The 16775-nt window shown below is 37.7% G+C and carries 15 protein-coding genes; 4 read left to right on the top strand and 11 right to left on the bottom strand.

Translation table 11 applies throughout. The features are described 5' to 3' along the window. Positions 1-179: 179 nt before the first annotated feature. From HMPREF0013_RS23665 to HMPREF0013_RS23675, 3 genes are all read right to left on the bottom strand, one after another. On the bottom strand, positions 180-2867 hold the full coding sequence (locus tag HMPREF0013_RS23665) for a DEAD/DEAH box helicase (RefSeq protein WP_005804885.1): 2688 nt from the start codon (positions 2865-2867) through the stop codon (positions 180-182). Between the two features lie 9 nt (positions 2868-2876). Further along, entirely contained in the window at positions 2877-4412 is a 1536-nt protein-coding gene (locus tag HMPREF0013_RS23670) for a site-specific DNA-methyltransferase (protein WP_005804886.1), read from the bottom strand. 668 nt (positions 4413-5080) lie between these two features. Continuing rightward, positions 5081-5344, bottom strand: a complete 264-nt coding sequence (locus HMPREF0013_RS23675) for a metal/formaldehyde-sensitive transcriptional repressor (protein ID WP_002115414.1) — start codon at positions 5342-5344, stop codon at positions 5081-5083. Positions 5345-5401: 57 nt separating this feature from the next. Between HMPREF0013_RS23675 and dmeF the strand changes: the two genes are divergently transcribed. Together dmeF and HMPREF0013_RS23685 are read left to right on the top strand one after the other, a co-directional pair. Beyond that, positions 5402-6400, top strand: a complete 999-nt coding sequence (dmeF, locus tag HMPREF0013_RS23680) for a CDF family Co(II)/Ni(II) efflux transporter DmeF (protein WP_005804887.1) — start codon at positions 5402-5404, stop codon at positions 6398-6400. Positions 6401-6495: 95 nt separating this feature from the next. Beyond that, entirely contained in the window at positions 6496-7194 is a 699-nt protein-coding gene (locus HMPREF0013_RS23685) for a DsbC family protein (RefSeq protein ID WP_005804888.1), read from the top strand. 52 nt (positions 7195-7246) lie between these two features. Here HMPREF0013_RS23685 and HMPREF0013_RS23690 read toward each other — a convergent pair whose 3' ends face one another. The 6 genes from HMPREF0013_RS23690 to HMPREF0013_RS23720 form a co-directional block, all read right to left on the bottom strand. Continuing rightward, positions 7247-7498, bottom strand: a complete 252-nt coding sequence (locus tag HMPREF0013_RS23690) for a GlsB/YeaQ/YmgE family stress response membrane protein (RefSeq protein WP_002115476.1) — start codon at positions 7496-7498, stop codon at positions 7247-7249. A 172-nt stretch (positions 7499-7670) separates the two neighbouring features. Then, positions 7671-8198 carry a hypoxanthine phosphoribosyltransferase gene (gene hpt / locus HMPREF0013_RS23695; RefSeq protein WP_002115408.1) on the bottom strand — a complete coding sequence of 176 codons (528 nt, stop codon included), beginning with the start codon at positions 8196-8198 and terminating at the stop codon, positions 7671-7673. Between the two features lie 214 nt (positions 8199-8412). Then, positions 8413-9738: a guanine deaminase gene (gene guaD, locus HMPREF0013_RS23705; RefSeq protein ID WP_005804890.1), complete on the bottom strand. Its 1326-nt coding sequence runs from the start codon at positions 9736-9738 to the stop codon at positions 8413-8415. A gap of 56 nt (positions 9739-9794) precedes the next feature. Next, on the bottom strand, positions 9795-10850 hold the full coding sequence (locus HMPREF0013_RS23710) for an aromatic ring-hydroxylating oxygenase subunit alpha (protein WP_005804891.1): 1056 nt from the start codon (positions 10848-10850) through the stop codon (positions 9795-9797). Between the two features lie 290 nt (positions 10851-11140). After that, entirely contained in the window at positions 11141-12301 is a 1161-nt protein-coding gene (locus HMPREF0013_RS23715) for a glutathionylspermidine synthase family protein (RefSeq protein WP_005804892.1), read from the bottom strand. 21 nt (positions 12302-12322) lie between these two features. Continuing rightward, positions 12323-12688 carry a hypothetical protein gene (locus HMPREF0013_RS23720; RefSeq protein WP_025464216.1) on the bottom strand — a complete coding sequence of 122 codons (366 nt, stop codon included), beginning with the start codon at positions 12686-12688 and terminating at the stop codon, positions 12323-12325. 178 nt (positions 12689-12866) lie between these two features. On the opposite strand from HMPREF0013_RS23720, the gene HMPREF0013_RS23725 reads away from it, so the two are divergent. Next, the gene (locus HMPREF0013_RS23725) at positions 12867-13448 is read left to right on the top strand and encodes a nucleotidyltransferase family protein (RefSeq protein WP_002124528.1); all 582 of its coding nucleotides are present in this window, start codon (positions 12867-12869) and stop codon (positions 13446-13448) included. Between the two features lie 51 nt (positions 13449-13499). Here HMPREF0013_RS23725 and HMPREF0013_RS23730 read toward each other — a convergent pair whose 3' ends face one another. Both HMPREF0013_RS23730 and HMPREF0013_RS23735 read right to left on the bottom strand, forming a co-directional pair. Then, complete coding sequence (locus HMPREF0013_RS23730) at positions 13500-14453, bottom strand: TerC family protein (RefSeq protein WP_025464217.1); 954 nt, start codon at positions 14451-14453, stop codon at positions 13500-13502. A gap of 319 nt (positions 14454-14772) precedes the next feature. After that, on the bottom strand, positions 14773-15369 hold the full coding sequence (locus HMPREF0013_RS23735; RefSeq protein WP_005804895.1) for an undecaprenyl-diphosphatase: 597 nt from the start codon (positions 15367-15369) through the stop codon (positions 14773-14775). Between the two features lie 136 nt (positions 15370-15505). Here HMPREF0013_RS23735 and HMPREF0013_RS23740 point away from each other — a divergent pair, with 136 nt between their 5' ends. Further along, on the top strand, positions 15506-16756 hold the full coding sequence (locus HMPREF0013_RS23740; protein WP_005804896.1) for a low temperature requirement protein A: 1251 nt from the start codon (positions 15506-15508) through the stop codon (positions 16754-16756). Positions 16757-16775 lie beyond the last annotated feature (19 nt).

The raw sequence follows: 16775 nt of genomic DNA on the forward strand, positions 1-16775 counted from the left end.
TTTTTCCCGATTTGTTACCCATGTTACCTACCGTTACCTATCAAAAAATAAAGAGGTAACAGGCTGAAACGCTGTCATATCAAGGCTGTTACCCATGTTACCTACGTTACCCATCAAAAATAGACATTCTGAGAGAATTTAAGAGATTTAAACCAATGCCAAACGTCATCAAAGCCGCGCTAGACTGCTAAAATTTGATTAATTTGCCCTTCTAAACTACGTCCAAATTCATCTTGCTTTTTAGCCATTAAGAATAGTCGTTTGCCATTACTCTCATTAGCCCATTGTTTACCAATAGCATTCTTCACACGTGCATCATCAGCAGTATCTAAATGTCCACCTTTGTATTCCAAAACAAAAATAGAACCATCAACCAATTCAGCAACAAAGTCAGGGTAAAAATAGTCTTTTTCAGTCGGTAACCAAAATGAGTATTGAGGTTGTTTGGGAATATTCCGTACCCAATATTTAACTTTAGGATGTAAGTCTAATAATTGAGCACACTGAAACTCTTCAGAAATACTACCTGCATCCGTTTTTTCCCTTAAATCATCAATTTGAGCATAAAAATGCTTTTTAAACTTGAAACTTCCACGATATGGTTTTTTAACAGGGTACATGCCACGTTTAAACTCAAAACTATTTTCGAGTTTAAGTTCATTTGCTACCTGTAACTGGCTAAATAGATCACCCTGAAACGCTTTTTTACGAGCAAGCTCGAATAGTCGATCCAATTCATTTGATACGGCAAGCGACAATTGGAACTGAGCACGATGCAATTGAGTTAGAGTGAAATTTCGTACATTCAACAAATAGCTGATTAGTTTTGTGAGATAAGCCCGTAATTGAAGTTGTGTTAAACCCTGACGTCTTACTTTGCGATCAAGCCAGTTTAGTAAATCATTTTCAGTGATAAGTGTTGGCATGTCAGAAAATTGAATTTGTTGACTACCTAATTGCCCATACTTTAATTCTTGATCTTCAATATTTAGATCAATTTCAAAACTGTGTACAGTTTCTCTGATATTAAAACATTCAAGTTGCACTGGAAAATCCAGTAAATTCCATTCTACAGAGTCTTCAATCGTCTCTTTATCAGCAACTTGCCATTCACCATCTACAAATAAACCTAATTGCGGAATCAAGGCAAATGTCGCATTCCAGTTTTCAGGTGCTTGGTGCGCTTGTCGTTCGGCACGAGCATCATCAAAGGCTTCTTTGACTTGTGTTTTCTGCTTCGGAGTTGCTTGATTAATAACAGCCTGTTCTATTTGGTCAAACTCTTCGTCAGTTGTACCTTTATTGATAACTAAAGATGTACCTTGGCTGTTATCTAATTTCTGAACTGAAGATTGTAAATCTGTCGGAATAGTGTCCGCCTTTACTTCAAATGGTACTGAAATAATGACTTCAGGTGTAGGCTTAGCTCCACCACTACCTGTTTGACCTAGGTCTAATTCAGGTTGAGGATTAACGACAATGGCTGTGTCTGCTTCCCATTTATTAAAACCCATATTCTGCACCATGCGGTCTTTGAGTAGCATGGTTGCTTGAGCTATAGAACTGGAAATAACATGGGCATATGCTTTGTTCAACTCATCGTTTTGACGTAATTTTGCGTAAGGCATACGCAAGACACGCCCTAATAGCTGCTCGACATCAGTCGCTGAGTTAATGTTTTGCAAACTAGCTAATACATAAGCGAAAGAACAATCCCAACCTTCTTTCAATGCTTCTACAGTAATGACAATTTTTACCTTACTTGTAGGACTAAAAAGATTCTCATCTTCAAGTTCTTTGGTTTGCCCTGTAGAGATTGCAATCCAGTCTTCAGTTATATTTTCATATTCGCTTAATAAGTGCTGTTTTACAGCTTCTACGTTAGCTTCACCTTTTTTATCTTGAGCTTGGATCAATAAGATTGGGCGGATATATTCTTTTTCGCCTTGAGCCAGCACCTCTAATTTTTGGCGTTGAATGAGTGCATCTCTAATACAATCCTGCCAACCATGTGGATGTTCAGTAAGTACAACTGGAAGCTTAATCATTTCTGCGACTTTTAATTCAGCAGCGGATACTGAATAAAGAACATTATTATCTTTAGGTGTAGCTGTTAGCTCCACCAAACAGCTTGGATTCAATCTCTTTAATGTAGGAAAGAATGTCTTACCGCCACGGTTTTTATGTGCCTCATCGACAATAATGATCGGTCTATGTAAATTAAAGAAATTCACCAGTGAGTGTTTAACACGACCAATATCTTTTTCAGTCAAGAAAGGCTGATATTGCAATGTATCTGCCGTAACACGATCCATATCTTTGGTCTGAAAATCTGTTAAACCAGTGAAATGTTCACTCAAGGATTCATCAAAAGCGTAGGCATTGCGTTGAAATGTCTTTTCTTTATCAATATTAAAAATTTGAATCGTAGTTACTATCACAATACATGATTGATTAACATCATGTTTATTCAGTGTTTGTAAGCTTTCAATATCACAAATTTTTAATTTATCACCATAGTAGCTTTGCAAAGCTTGTCTATAGGGATGTGTTACATCTGCCAAAGCTGCAAGTGTCTGCTGACGAATCATATCCGTTGGAACTAGCCATAAAACTATAGGCGTATCCGTACTTGTATAATTTCGAGCAGCAATAGGAATACTATGGGATGCAAGTAAAGTTTTACCACCACCTGTAGGAACTCGTAGGCATACACTTGGAATGCCTTCCAAACGGTCGTTATATTGAATATTTTCGCCCACACACTGCTTAAAAGCTATTTCTGCTCCAAATGATGCAGCCAAGGTAAAAAATTGCTCTAAAGCTTGTAAAGACTGATTTTGATAATTTTTTAATTGAAGTGACATGGGTAATCCTTACTTAGCTTTATTGCCATAAAGTGAATATGGAATTTGTTTAAATTCAATATTCATTGCTTCTAATCGAGCAGGACTTAAACGGGAGGCTTCGCCAATCACTATTCGTTTACCATCATGGGCATGACATTCATTCAAATGATTCAATACGGAAGACGTAAGTACATTACCGCCATTTGGTCGTCTATCACCCAAAATGCCGTTATATAGTAAATAGTAGGCTGTCCCGTCGTGAACACCTAAGAATGGGTTTTCAAATGCTTCTGTTTGATTTAATGCGAATTTAGTTTCTAACCACCATACATAACTGGCAAGGTCTTTAAACTTCACATCAGAATTTAAGAAACCATTATCATCGAAAACAGGGCTACCTAAAGTATAGAAGCTAAAACCACCACCACCTTGCCAATCTACTGCTTTAGAAATACCACCTTGTTCACCCTCAATAACTTTTTCAAGCCGTGGAATTACATGGGTCTTTGCATGTTCACCCATTTCAATACCGATATAACGCCTGCTCATTTTGTGAGCAACAGCAGCCGTTGTGCCTGAGCCTAAAAATGAGTCTAAGACCATATCATTTGAATTAGTGGCAATTTTTAAAATTTGAGTAATAAGTCTTTCAGGTTTAGGAGTGCTAAAAGCTTCACTACCAAAAAAGACTTTTTGTTCCTTACGTGATTCATCGTTATGACCGACTTCATCAAAAGTCCACCATGATGTTGGAAGAATACCATCTTGAACTTCGGATAAATAACGCTTTAATTGAGGGGCACCGTCACCTTTTTTCCCCCAGTAAATTCTATTTTCGTTAATTAGCTTGACCATATTATCTGAACTAGTTAACCAACATCTTCCTGCGCTAGGTAAATACTCTTTGCCTGTGTTAGGGTTAGTAATAGGATATAAATAGGCTTGGGAAAGAGTTTTCACAGTTAAATTATCTGTACGCCATCTCCCTCTACCATCATTATCATCATATTTATAAAGTTGATTTTGCTTCTCAGTACGCGGAAGTAAATTTCTCAGAAATTTATCTGATTTTCTATAAACTAAAATATGATCATGTGAATCAGGAATACCCTTTGAATCATTCGCAACAGTATATTTTTTTTGCCAAACAATATTTCGAACAAAGTTTTTACGACTAAAGACCTCATCACATAGTACTTTTAAATAATGTGATTCGTTATCATCCAAAGTTATCCAAATAGAACCATCTTCAGCTAAAAGCTCTTTGAGTAATTGCAGGCGTGGATACATCATTGAAAGCCACTGAGCATGTTCTAACTTATCGTCATAGTGCTCAAAAGCTGATTGTGTATTGTATGGTGGATCAATAAAAATACATTTCACCTGACCACCATAAAGTGGTAGCAATGCCTTCAATGCCTGTAAATTATCACCTTGAATAATCAGGTTTTCTTTTGCTTGCTTCTCATCGCCATAAGTTTTTTCGAATTTTAAAAGATGGTATGGAACTTGGGTCGCTGTTTCTTCAGCTTGGTTTCGATTAACCCAATCAAGTAAAGGCATGACATCACTGAATGTAAGATAAAAGTGGCTTTATTGTATCAATCTTTTTTAATGAAAAAACGCAATAAACCGTTATACCCGTACAGGCATTATTCCCTAATAAAAAGTGTGAGCGTGTGAGACTACTCACCTAAGAACTCTTACGCGCGTAAAGGGTCAAAAGTGTTTTTTGGACATGGTGTAATTAATTGAAATTAATGCTATTTTTTAGTTTGTCGCGTTCCACTTGGCGTTCCATTTCGTTCCGCTTTGAGAAACTGGAACGACAAAATATGCAGATACAGGAGAAGTGCGGTAGGTATAGTGTTTTAACTATTAAAACTCTAATTGATAAGGTTTGATTGAATGATGGTTCTATTCAATCAATCAGGTTGTAATGAATTTCCACATGACCCACATTGGTGGTAGATGAAAAATATTGGGTCATATGTCAAATGCCACCCATGAGCATTTTAAATGTGGTTCGGTACGGTGGAGAAAATAGGGTTTAGGCACACGCTAAAAACTGCCTAGCATTGATTAAATTAGTCGCCATATAGTCACAGTGTGTTTATTTAAATATTAAAATATTGTTTTATATGTATATATTTAAATAAATTACATTCTGTATTGGAAAATAATTACAAAATTCTGAATGATGCACATGGCTGTGTCATTCAGTCACCTCGTTAACCGTATCTTTTTAGAACCTTTAAAAACTCATCTAGCTCATTTTGATCAACTTGTGCGTCTTTGAGCACGTGGTGATGTAAATGCTGTTCCATTAATTCACTCATCAAACCGTTTATTGCCCCTTTAATTGCAGCAACTTGTTGTAGTATTTCTATGCATGAAATATCTGGCTGTTCAACAGCATGCTCAATGCTGTTGATTTGTCCTTTTAGTCGTTTTACACGATTAAGTATTTTTTTATCCTGACCAATGTGACTCATCTGTGTTCTCTTGTATAATTCAATATACTGGTAGGGAGTATATTGGGTTTAAATATTATGCAGGATCATAGTGTATCACGTCATCATCAACATCAGTTTGATGAAGGAAATCCACTTGCACAAAAACGTATTTTGATTGCAACGATTTTAACGGCATCAATGATGGTGTTAGAAATATTCGGTGGATGGTTTTTCAATTCAATGGCACTTCTGGCTGATGGTTGGCATATGAGTTCCCATATGTTGGCTCTTGGTTTAGCCTATTTTGCCTATCGTGCGGCTCGTCATTATTCCAAAGATCGTCGGTTTAGTTTCGGAACGTGGAAAATCGAGATTTTAGCGGGTTATAGCAGTGCAATTTTGTTGATGGTTGTCGCCATTTTTATGGCGTTTCAGTCGATACAACGTTTATTTAATCCAGTTGAAATTTTTTATAATGAAGCGATTCCGATTGCAATTTTAGGTTTGGTCATTAACTTGATTTGCGCATGGTTACTTCACGATGATGGGCACCATCACCATCACCATCACCATCACCATCACCATCACCATCACCATCACCATCACCATCACGAGCATGACCATGGGCATCATCACCACGATTTAAACCAAAAAGCTGCATTTTTACATGTAGTTGCAGATGCAGTAACTTCTGTTTTTGCAATTATTGCGCTTTTCGCAGGTAAGTATTTCGGATGGGATTTTTTAGATGCACTTTTAGGAATTTTAGGTGCTATTTTGGTTGCAAAATGGTCTCTGGGATTAATGAAAGAGACAGGAAAAACCCTTTTAGACGCAGAAATGGATCATCCTGTGGTTGAAGAGATCCGTGAAGTCATTGCTGAGTTTCCTAAATATATTGAAATTACGGATATTCATGTCTGGAAAGTCGCGAAAGGTAAGTTTTCTTGTATTCTGGCACTCGAAACTGATGATATTTCTTTAACCGCAGATCAGATTCGTCATGCTTTGTCCATTCATGATGAAATCGTGCATATATCTGTAGAAATTAATACTCTAAAACCTATTTATGTTCCACGTGAAACATTGGCATAAATGAGTGGAAGTTTAGTTATAACTCGGTAATCAGTTCTGTTTTAAAAAGCTGAACTGATTAAAATGATCTCCTCTCCTACCTATGAGTCAGTTTTATGCTTAAAAAATTAGGAATATTGGCGTTATTTAGCCTAACTACAAGTGTGAGTTTCGCTAATGTAGATACTGTTAGGGAAAATATTAAAAAACAATATCCTAATTTGAAAATTAGCAATATTCAGAAAACTGAAATGCCCGGGCTATATAGCGCTAATCTTGATCAGCAAATCATTTATGTTGGTGAAGATGGGCAACATATGTTTGTAGGCTCTATGATTCGGCTAAAAGACCAAAAGAACTTAACCAAAGATCTAGTTTTAGGACAGAACTCAATTGATTGGAAACAACTGCCTTTAAAAGATGCGATTAAAACAGTCAAAGGTAATGGCCAGCATGTTTTAGCAGTATTTTCTGATCCAAATTGTCCTTATTGTAAGCAGCTTGAACCTGAACTCGATAAGCTTAAAGATGTGACTATTTATACGTTCATCTATCCTTTAAAACCTCAGTCTATTGTGGTTTCTAGACAAGTTTGGTGTGCACCAAATCAATCTTACTCATGGAAAAAACTGATTCAGCAAGGTGTTAAACCAACAGTTACGAGCTGTGCGAACCCAATTGACCGTAATTTGGAATTAGGAAAAAAACTCGGCTTTAACGGCACTCCTACTTTAATTTTTGCAAATGGTTTCAAACTGGTTGGCGCACGCTCTGCTGAAGAAATTCAGGCCGTATGGAAAGAGTTAGGTCTTTAAAATAAATTAAAAAAAGCACCATAAGGTGCTTTTTTTATAAATGAATTAAAGTTTAGCTTTTTCGTGCAATCAAGTTGTAGATAAAAAGAATAACGATGGCACCAATCACGGATGCGATAAAGCCTGCAGCTGAGTTTTCGCCGTAAAGTCCAAGTAAACGACCACCATAAGTAGCTAGAAGTGAACCTGCAATACCAATCAAGGTCGTTACGATGAAACCTGCTTTATCATCCCCAGGATGCAAAGCACGAGCGATTAAGCCAGCAAAGAAACCAACTACAATAGCAACAATAAGTGACCACATATTTGTTCTCCAGTTGTTTTTTTGATGAAGTTAATGATTTTGCTTCATATTCTATCGTGCGGTAGAGCTGTCTATTTTGTCTGTAGCAGATTGCGACTTTTTGTGTCTTTTTTGTTCAAAGCTAAGGCTTTATATAAAAAAATAGCACCTTGCGGTGCTATTTCTCTGAAATTTATAAACCAATTTCACCAATAAATGGCAAGTGGCGATATTTTTGATCGTAGTCTAAGCCGTAACCCACAATGAATCTGTCTTCAACTTCAAAACCTAAAAATTTCACTTCAAGATCAATTTCACGGCGAGATGGTTTACTCACTAATGTGCAGAGTTGAATCGAATTTGGCTCGCGAGTTTGCAACATTTCAACGACTTTGCTTAAGGTATTGCCTGAGTCGATAATGTCTTCAACCACCAATACATCTTTACCGCGAATTTCACCGTCAAGATCTTTTAAGATTTTAACATCTCGACTTGAAGTCGTACCGCCGCCGTAGCTAGACACTGTCATGAAGTCGAGTTCATGCGGTTTGGTAATTGTACGGCACAAGTCTGCCATGAAAATAACAGAACCACGAAGTAGTCCAATAAGAACTAATTCTTTATCACTATTTGCATAGTGAGCGTTAATTTGCTCGCCGAGCTCTTTGACTTTTGCTTGAATTTCTTCGGTTGAAATCATGATGCTCATTGCAACAGTCATGGCAGATTCCTACAAGATATAAAAGAAAAAATAAAAAAGGTGTTGACCTGCAACACCTCGAAAATCTGAGTTAATGGTAAAATTTTAAAGCAAAATGACGTTTCATGCACCCTTTGATGGCTGTGAAATTTTATCATTTTGCGGATTATGTCGATCACGCTTTAACACAACAGCACATATTCCAAATAATAACAAAAACTTAACAATGCCTTTTTTATTTGGCTGTTTCTTTTTGATAAGCACGTTTTCCATAAATATAAGTCGCCTCAATATTACGGTCATCACCTAAAGTGAATAAAGCAAACAGCGAATCTTCAACAGTTTTGGATTTAGACTGGCGAAGTTGCTGTAATGCAGTTGGCTTAAGATTTAGTACCACAAAGTCTGCTTCTTTACCGACATTGAAGTTGCCTAACTGATCTTGCAAATCAAGCGCTTTTGCGCCGCCTAAAGTTGCATGATAGAGCGCTTCATAAGCTGAAAGTTTATCACCTTGTAACTGCTGAACCTTATAAGCCTCGTTAACGGTTTGCAGTAAACTAAATGATGTACCAGCACCGATATCTGTACCCAATCCCACTTTCACTTGTTTTTCCCATGTTTTTTTCAATGGGAATAAACCACTGCCTAAGAACAGGTTTGATGTTGGACAAAATGCGATAGCCGATTGTGTATCATGCATACATTGCCATTCTTGATCTTCTAAGTGAACGCAATGAGCAAATACAGAACGTTTACCAGTCAGGCCATAATGTTGATAAACATCTAAATAGCCAGCTTGTTCTGGAAATAAAGATTTCACCCAAGCGATTTCATCTTTGTTTTCACTTAAATGGGTATGTACATATACATCTGGAAACTCTTGTTTTAGCCGCCCTGCTCTTTCTAACTGTTCAGGTGTAGACGTTGGTGCAAAACGTGGGGTAATCGCATAGAGCGCACGGCCTTTACCATGCCATTTCTCAATCAGTGCTTTGGTGTCGCTGTAAGCCGTTTCTGGCGTGTCACAAAGCGCTTCAGGGGCATTGCGGTCCATAAGTACCTTACCAGCAATTAAACGCATCTGAACGCGTTCTGCGGCTTCAAATAAGGCATCAACAGACTCGGGATGAACTGTACAGAACACTAGTGCTGTGGTTGTACCATGTTTTAAGAGTTCTTGAACAAAGAATTGGGCAATTTCACTTGCATATGCTTTGTCCTGAAACTGGATTTCAGTTGGGAAAGTATAAGTATTGAGCCAGCTTAAAAGTTGTTCGCCGTATGCTCCAACCATTTCAGTTTGCGGGAAATGAATATGGGTATCAATAAAGCCGGGTACAATCAATTGTTCTGGATAATGTTGAATCTCAACCCCAGCAGGTAGATGCGCCTGAGCGTCTTCCCATGCACCAAACCATTTGATTTTTCCATGTTCACTAACCAATACACCATCTTCCAAATAGCGCACTTGATTTGGAATATCTGTTGGCTCAGAGACGGTTTGCTGGATATCTAAAAAACGACCACGCACAACGGTGGTATTTGCGATCAATGACATGGAAAGCCTTTATATTTTCACTTTTTTCGATTGATTGTACCCCAGTTAGCTAATATTTAAACGGTATAACGTTTACTTAGTCCCCATTCAGCCAAAATCCGTCGATAAGTTGTTGATGAACGGTCTGCTTCAAAATGTGCTTCCATCATTAAATCAAGCGGCAGTTCTTCTGGCTTTTGTGATTCGACCATATCTTGGTCTTCGGCAAAAATTTGGGCATTAAACGCATATACCTTTTCTAAATCACCTGTCTGATCAAAGTTACGGGTGAGTGGAACAAATAAACGGGTTTTATTGATTGAAATAGGACAGCACGCATTCAAGATTTTTAAGACCCCACCTTCTGGAAAATCGACTGTAAGGACGGCTGAAAAAGGTGGATAGACATCAAAGGTGCGCTTCCACAAAAAGCCTTCTGGCTCGAGATGTTTTAGTTCATGTGGATAATTACTGACATTACTGATATAGACCGTTTTTAAACCATAGTCGGTACGTTCAGTGTGATATTTAGGGACGATGGGGTTATCGCGATTCGCAAAGGCATTGTGATGTACCCACGCAAAATGAGCGACATCGATAAATCCTTCAAGTTGACGTCCACTAGAACCACCAATATTGACGAAAGGCGGTAAAATTGATTGATGCTCTGCGTGGTCCCAAGTATCTAATATAGGAATATTAGCTTTAGCAATATCACGACCATGAATACTGGTCCAAATGAGACCATATCTTTGTACAACTGGAAATTTGGTCAGAGAAAAACGATCAGAAATTTTAGTCAGTTCGGGCTGAGCTGGTATTTGGGTACATTTCCCTTCAGTGTTATAGCGTAGACCATGATAAGGACAGACAATCTCCTCACCATCCACCCAACCTTTGGTTAATGGCACCCCACGATGTGGGCAAATATCTCGAACCAGATGAATTTCCCCACTTTCTGTTTTATATAACGCCATATTGACGTCTAGTAGCGTGACTCGTTGAGGTGCAGTAGAGACATCTTGAGTACGTGCGACGGGATACCAGTGAGTAGATAAAATTTCCCAATCTTTTGCTTCAAAATTGCTGTTACACGGCATGGCAAGGGGCGTTAAAGTTGGAATCGCATTCATGGCATCACTCCTTAAAAAAATCAGGGCTCTCGCGAGCCCTTAAAATCTAGGCTTTTTTCTTTTTAGGAGATGCAAAGAGCTTGCCAATATTGATTTTTAATTAAAGAAATAAGAATAAAAGTATTAAATTACATAAGATTAAATCATTATATTTTTGAATTTTTGATCTAATTTAGCTTTAAAAACCAAAAATTATTATTCGCTATATACTTAAAATGCACTGATTGACTGCGTGGAAGGTACAATAAAAAAGCACCTAAAAAGTGCTTTTTTATGTCTCTAGGCGTTTATTACTCAACAAAATAATGTGCTGCAAAGTGAGCATCATTACCAATAATGTCATAGCAATCTTCACGAATAGACATGCCTGAACATTGATGTCCAACCATCCATAAACCGAGTGTAGGTAGTTGCCCTGAAAATAATGGGGTATCTACCCATTTCTGTACGATATAACCATATTTGTCATAGTCATCAAAATAAAAGCTACCAGAAGCCGCGCCTTGGTCATGGCCGTCTTGTAAAACTCGAATATTGGCCCCTTCCCTTGCCAAAATCGGCTTTTTCACCCATTTGCCAGACAAAGCTTGTTGCGGGTCATAGGTATGGGTTTCGACCAACAATGGATGGTTTGGGTAACGCTTCCAAAGCTCAACCAAAATCGCTTTATTTGAAAGTAACATTTTCCAGCAGGGTTCAATCCACTGTGTTTGTGGGTGGATATATTGAGAAAATGCTTCTTCCCAAATCCATTCCCATGGGTAGAGCTTAAATATGTTTTGAATGGGCTGATTATGGAGATCAACAAAATCTTGCCCGTTCCAGCCTATATTCTCCATAGAAAGCTCGGAAACTTGTAGATGAGCTTGATAAGCGGTATCCATTAAGTACTCTAAATTACCCCAGTCTTCCCTTCCGGCTTCCTGACAGGCAGCAAAATGTACATGGCTACCACGCGGTAAAATTGTTTTCCAGCGTTTAATCAGGTCTTCATGAATGCTATTGAATTGATCTCGGTTTGCAATGCCTGAGACTTGTTCTATCCACAGCCACTGCGCGACAGAGGCTTCGAGTAAGCCAGTAGGTGTATCGGCGTTATATTCCAGCATTTTGATATTTCGCCCATCGTAAGCGAAATCAAAGCGGCCATACAGCATGGGGGCATTTTGTTTCCATGAATGTTCAATATGGTTTATAGCTGTTTCTGGAATTTGAAAATAAGCAGGATAGTCGCCCCGTTGAATGAGGTCTCCTACTACCGATAAACACATCTGATGCAGTTCATTTGCCGCATCTTCCAGTTGTTCAATCTGTTTAAGGGTAAACTCATAAGCAACTCCTTCAGACCAGTAAATTGAGCCATCAAGAGAAGGTAAATTAAAATAATCAAAACCAATATTTTGATGCTCCACTTGCCAGTCTGGTCGTGGAGTAAATATTTTTCTTTTCATATTAAGTGAATGCCTAAAGACTTAGCCGCCGAAAGAAAAACCGCTACGGCCAAAACCACCACGAATTGGGGATGAAGAAGACGCGCTTTTCGCTGTGCTTGAAATAACTGGTCGGCCTACACTCAAATTGCTGTAAGGATGTAAGGTATTGCCGCGAAAAGAAACTTCCCGATTATTTCGATAATACGCAGGACCTAAATAGCGACTACCAACATAGCTAGAACCATGTCCACTGGAGCTATTTTCTTGTTTACATGTTTCATTATTCCAGTCGCGAGCACAGTCATATTGGTTGTTATATACGTCTTGTACTAAAGGACCATCATTATGGCTACATGCCGTGAGTAATAGAGGGACAACGACAAGATTAATTTTTTTAGAACGCATGAGACTCCACACATTTTAATAAGTATGTTCGGCATAAAATACCGAATAGCTGTTATCTATTATGTTTCTGATTAGGAAAGATAAATTTTAAGTTGGCATATGATATTGATCAGCGCTTTTAAAGTACAGAGCTTCTATGTACTATTACATGGTGGATAACTTTAGTATTTTTTAAAATATGACAAATATTTATAATAATTATCAACAAGATTTTATTGATTTGGTAATGAAATCTCCTTGTTTATTAAAGATATTATTTATTATTTCTCAATTGCATCCAAAAGTTTATTTAAGTGCTGGTGCTGTGAGAAACACTGTTTGGTCATATTTACATGGTAAAACTTATGATTTAAATACAAGTGATATGGATGTGATTTATTATAATGCTAATGAATATGATGATAGTTATCAAAAAGAATTGCAAAGTGATTTAAAAAGCAAATTTCCAAATCAAGATTGGGATGTTGTTAATCAGGCTTTGGTACATACATGGTACCGTAAAGATAATGGTGAAAAAATTCAGCCATTAACTTCGATTGAGGAAGCATTATCATTATGGTCAGAAACAGCAACAGCTGTAGCAATACGTTTCGACAGTTTCGGCAATTTAGAAATAATTGCACCTTTTGGCTTATCAGATTTATTTGAATTGAATCTACGTTGGAATTCAGCTTTAGTTAGTTATCAGACTTTCAAAAATCGTGTAGAAAGCAAAAATTGGTTACAACAATGGCCAAAATTAAAAATAGTCAATTCTTAATTTAAAAAGGGCTTTCTATGAAAGCCCTTTAATATTATTCAAATAAAGATTCTATGAGATTTGTCGCTTATTATGACGTAAAGAGAGATAAGCAGTGATTGCTAACACTATTACGATAAAGCTTAACGAGATCCAGATTGGCATGTGGAATACATCAAGCAACAACATTTTCGCACCAATGAACAATAAAATGATGCCTAAGCCGTATGGTAAGTAATGCAATTTAGTCGCAGCACCAGCAAGTAAAAAGAACATTGCGCGTAAACCTAAAATTGCCATTAAGTTCGCCGTTAAAACAATAAACGGGTCGCTAGTTACCGCGAAAATAGCAGGAATAGAGTCTACTGCGAAAATCACGTCTGAAGCTTCAACCAAAATCAAAACTAGAAATAACGGCGTTGCCCACAATAAACCGTTTTGACGTACAAAGAATTTGTCACCTTCAAGCTGTGGTGTAATACGCATATGGTTACGTAACCATTTTAAGAGCTTGATATCTTCAATATTGGTTTCTTCATCTTGGCCTTTTAAGAACTTAAAGCCTGTATATACCAAGAACGCACCGAAGATATAAAGTACCCAAGAAAATTCTTGAACGAACCATGCACCAATAAAAATAAAGAGGGTACGTAGTACGATTGCACCTAATACGCCGTAGAGCAAAATTTTACGTTGTAGTGCAGCTGGAATAGCAAACGCTGCGAAAATCATTAACCAGACGAAAACGTTGTCAATTGCGAGGGACTTTTCGAGTAAGTAACCCGCAAAGTATTCCATGGTTTTTTGGTTTGCTAAAGTCACCCCAACTGTTTGTTGTAGGTAAAGCCATAAACCACCACCAAATAGGGCTGCGACGCTTACCCACGCTACACTCCAGTAAGCAGCTTGCTTAATTGAGACATCCTGACCTTGCTTTTGTTTAAAGCCTAAAAAGTCAATCAGGAGCATCACAATGACTATGCCAAAGAATGCTATGTACAGCCATAAATTGCCGATCGATTCCATAAATCCTCCATACATCCGGCAATTGGGCATAAAAAAACCTCGACCAGTTGCCAGATGAATTAAACATCTGTATCAACATGATCAAGGTCTTGCCTACACCATGAATTTCACGATGCTCAGATACCGACTTTTTAATAAAAGCGTATTGACGATATCTGACACATAACACTGCTGTTATGTTTGGAGGAGGCTACTCCCCTTGTCAAACTAAATTCTGTTTTGGATAAAACATATCCAAGTCGACATAGAATGGCAGATTTTTTTGTATTACGCAACTGAACTTAATGTCGTGGTTTGAATGCAAAAAAAGATCTATAGGTTATTTAATCAAACCGCGGTCTAAAAGTGGTTTGCATATAATTTGATAAAGGTGAATACAGAATGCAGTCAAACTTGTACCGTAAGCATTCCAGAAGTAATAACCTGCTGTATTGACTAGTAGTGCGACAATAAAAGCCCCTAACATGTCTAAAGGGAAATGCACACCTAAATAAATACGTGACCACGCCACTACAAATGATAAAAATAAAAGGATAATTCCAATTATTTTGCGCTGAGCAAACAAATAAGATAAAGCAATGGTGCTAAAAATCAGCATATGATTACTTGGAAAAGATGCCGTTGGTGCATGTTCAATAAAAGTCGTACCCACACCCATGACAAACGGTCTTGCGTGATGGTAAAACAAAGAAATAACGTAACCGACTAAAAGTGATACGCAGGTTAAAAAGACAGATTTAATGACCCTATTTTTTAAATCTTGATCGCCATAAAACCATAAAAATGTAAGGATGAATAAGAGAATATAGAGGAGATCATTAGCAAAAAAGATAGCAAGACGAATGATAAATTGACTCGCATCCTGAGCCCCATTAATCACATGGAATAAGCTAAGGTTGAGTGTTTCTAAAGACATTCATATTCCAAACAAGAACAAAAAACGTGGGCTATGATAAAGAATTAAGCCTGTTATCTTGATAAAGAATTGTCACAAAAATGAAATATAGTTTGTTTGTGAGTAAAGATTAAACAGCAGGTCTAGATATTTTTTAATGCGTATTCTGGGCGTTAATATTAAAGTGTTAACGTGTTGGCACTTTATTCGAGAACGTTATTTTATGACTACTCAAGAAAAACAGAAAAAATTAAGCTTGAGGCCCCTATCCCCAAGAGATCCTGATCAGCAGCATAGAGCAGCGACTCCACTCGAATTATTGTTCGATTTAATTTTTGTGGTCGCGATTGCAACAGCGGGTCAGCAGTTACATCATGCAATTATTGAAAATCACCTCTGGCATGCATTACCAAGCTACCTGATGGTATTTTTTGCGCTGTGGTGGGCATGGATGAATTTTTCATGGTTTGCTTCGGCTTACGATAACGATGATGCATTGTATCGGTGCCTTACCTTTGTACAGATTGTAGGGTCATTGGTCATGGCAGCGGGTATCCCTGATGTATTTCGTAGTCAGGATTTTGATGTAATCATTATCGGTTATGTGATCATGCGCATGGCCTTAGTGACTCAGTGGCTGAGAGCTGCAAAACATGATCCTGAAAGGCGTGTTACGGCTTATCGCTATGCAATAGGTATAGTCTTAGTACAAATTGGCTGGCTTGTCGCTAACTTTGCTCATGTACTTTCAATACCTCTATTTTTATTTCTGGTTGTAGTGGAATTATTTGTTCCAATCTATGCAGAAAAATATTCACCAACGCCGTGGCATCCTCATCATATTGTAGAACGTTATGCCCTACTCACAATTATTGTGTTGGGTGAGTCGATTGTCGGTAGTTTTAATGCCATACGTGATGCTTTAGCCGCTCAGTCGATGAATATCCCTGCTGTATTCTTGATGATTGGTGGATTGATGCTGATGTTTGCCATGTGGTGGGCTTATTTCGATCGTAGTGAACAACACCATCATGTTAAAGGTGTGCGTCCGTTTGTTTGGGGTTATGGCCATTATTTTGTTTTTGTCAGTATTGCTGCGGTAGGTGCTGCGCTTGCTGCTGCCGTGGATGTTACAACCCATCATGCGCATATTTCTGATTTATATATGGGAATAGTTGTTGCTGTGAGTGTAGTGCTTTATACCACCTGTATTTGGATACTTTATGAGTTCCAATGCTTATCTGGCATCACGAAATGGTTTTACCCGATCACAGCCCTAATTATTTTATGTATTCCGTTTATTTGTAATAACGTGGGATATAGCGTTTTTGCGATGGGCATTGTCTATAGTTTACGTTTAATGGTTTCTAATAAATTTATGGCCAATATAGAGCCAGAAAAGCTTTAAAAGTCACTGACAAAAAAAC

Origin of the sequence: Acinetobacter sp. SH024 (genome assembly GCF_000163635.1) — a bacterium.
Classification (GTDB): Bacteria; Pseudomonadota; Gammaproteobacteria; order Pseudomonadales; family Moraxellaceae; genus Acinetobacter; species Acinetobacter pittii.

Bases quoted from the DNA above. Each gene is read 5' to 3' on its own strand.
- HMPREF0013_RS23670 (WP_005804886.1), bottom strand. From the start codon at position 4,412: ATGCCTTTACTTGATTGGGTTAATCGAAACCAAGCTGAAGAAACAGCG.
- HMPREF0013_RS23710 (WP_005804891.1), bottom strand. From the start codon at position 10,850: ATGAATGCGATTCCAACTTTAACGCCCCTTGCCATGCCGTGTAACAGC.
- HMPREF0013_RS23675 (WP_002115414.1), bottom strand. From the start codon at position 5,344: ATGAGTCACATTGGTCAGGATAAAAAAATACTTAATCGTGTAAAACGA.
- guaD (WP_005804890.1), bottom strand. From the start codon at position 9,738: ATGTCATTGATCGCAAATACCACCGTTGTGCGTGGTCGTTTTTTAGAT.
- HMPREF0013_RS23665 (WP_005804885.1), bottom strand. From the start codon at position 2,867: ATGTCACTTCAATTAAAAAATTATCAAAATCAGTCTTTACAAGCTTTA.
- hpt (WP_002115408.1), bottom strand. From the start codon at position 8,198: ATGACTGTTGCAATGAGCATCATGATTTCAACCGAAGAAATTCAAGCA.
- HMPREF0013_RS23720 (WP_025464216.1), bottom strand. From the start codon at position 12,688: ATGCGTTCTAAAAAAATTAATCTTGTCGTTGTCCCTCTATTACTCACG.
- HMPREF0013_RS23735 (WP_005804895.1), bottom strand. From the start codon at position 15,369: ATGTCTTTAGAAACACTCAACCTTAGCTTATTCCATGTGATTAATGGG.
- HMPREF0013_RS23685 (WP_005804888.1), top strand. From the start codon at position 6,496: ATGCTTAAAAAATTAGGAATATTGGCGTTATTTAGCCTAACTACAAGT.
- HMPREF0013_RS23725 (WP_002124528.1), top strand. From the start codon at position 12,867: ATGACAAATATTTATAATAATTATCAACAAGATTTTATTGATTTGGTA.
- HMPREF0013_RS23730 (WP_025464217.1), bottom strand. From the start codon at position 14,453: ATGGAATCGATCGGCAATTTATGGCTGTACATAGCATTCTTTGGCATA.
- HMPREF0013_RS23740 (WP_005804896.1), top strand. From the start codon at position 15,506: ATGCGTATTCTGGGCGTTAATATTAAAGTGTTAACGTGTTGGCACTTT.
- HMPREF0013_RS23715 (WP_005804892.1), bottom strand. From the start codon at position 12,301: ATGAAAAGAAAAATATTTACTCCACGACCAGACTGGCAAGTGGAGCAT.
- HMPREF0013_RS23690 (WP_002115476.1), bottom strand. From the start codon at position 7,498: ATGTGGTCACTTATTGTTGCTATTGTAGTTGGTTTCTTTGCTGGCTTA.
- dmeF (WP_005804887.1), top strand. From the start codon at position 5,402: ATGCAGGATCATAGTGTATCACGTCATCATCAACATCAGTTTGATGAA.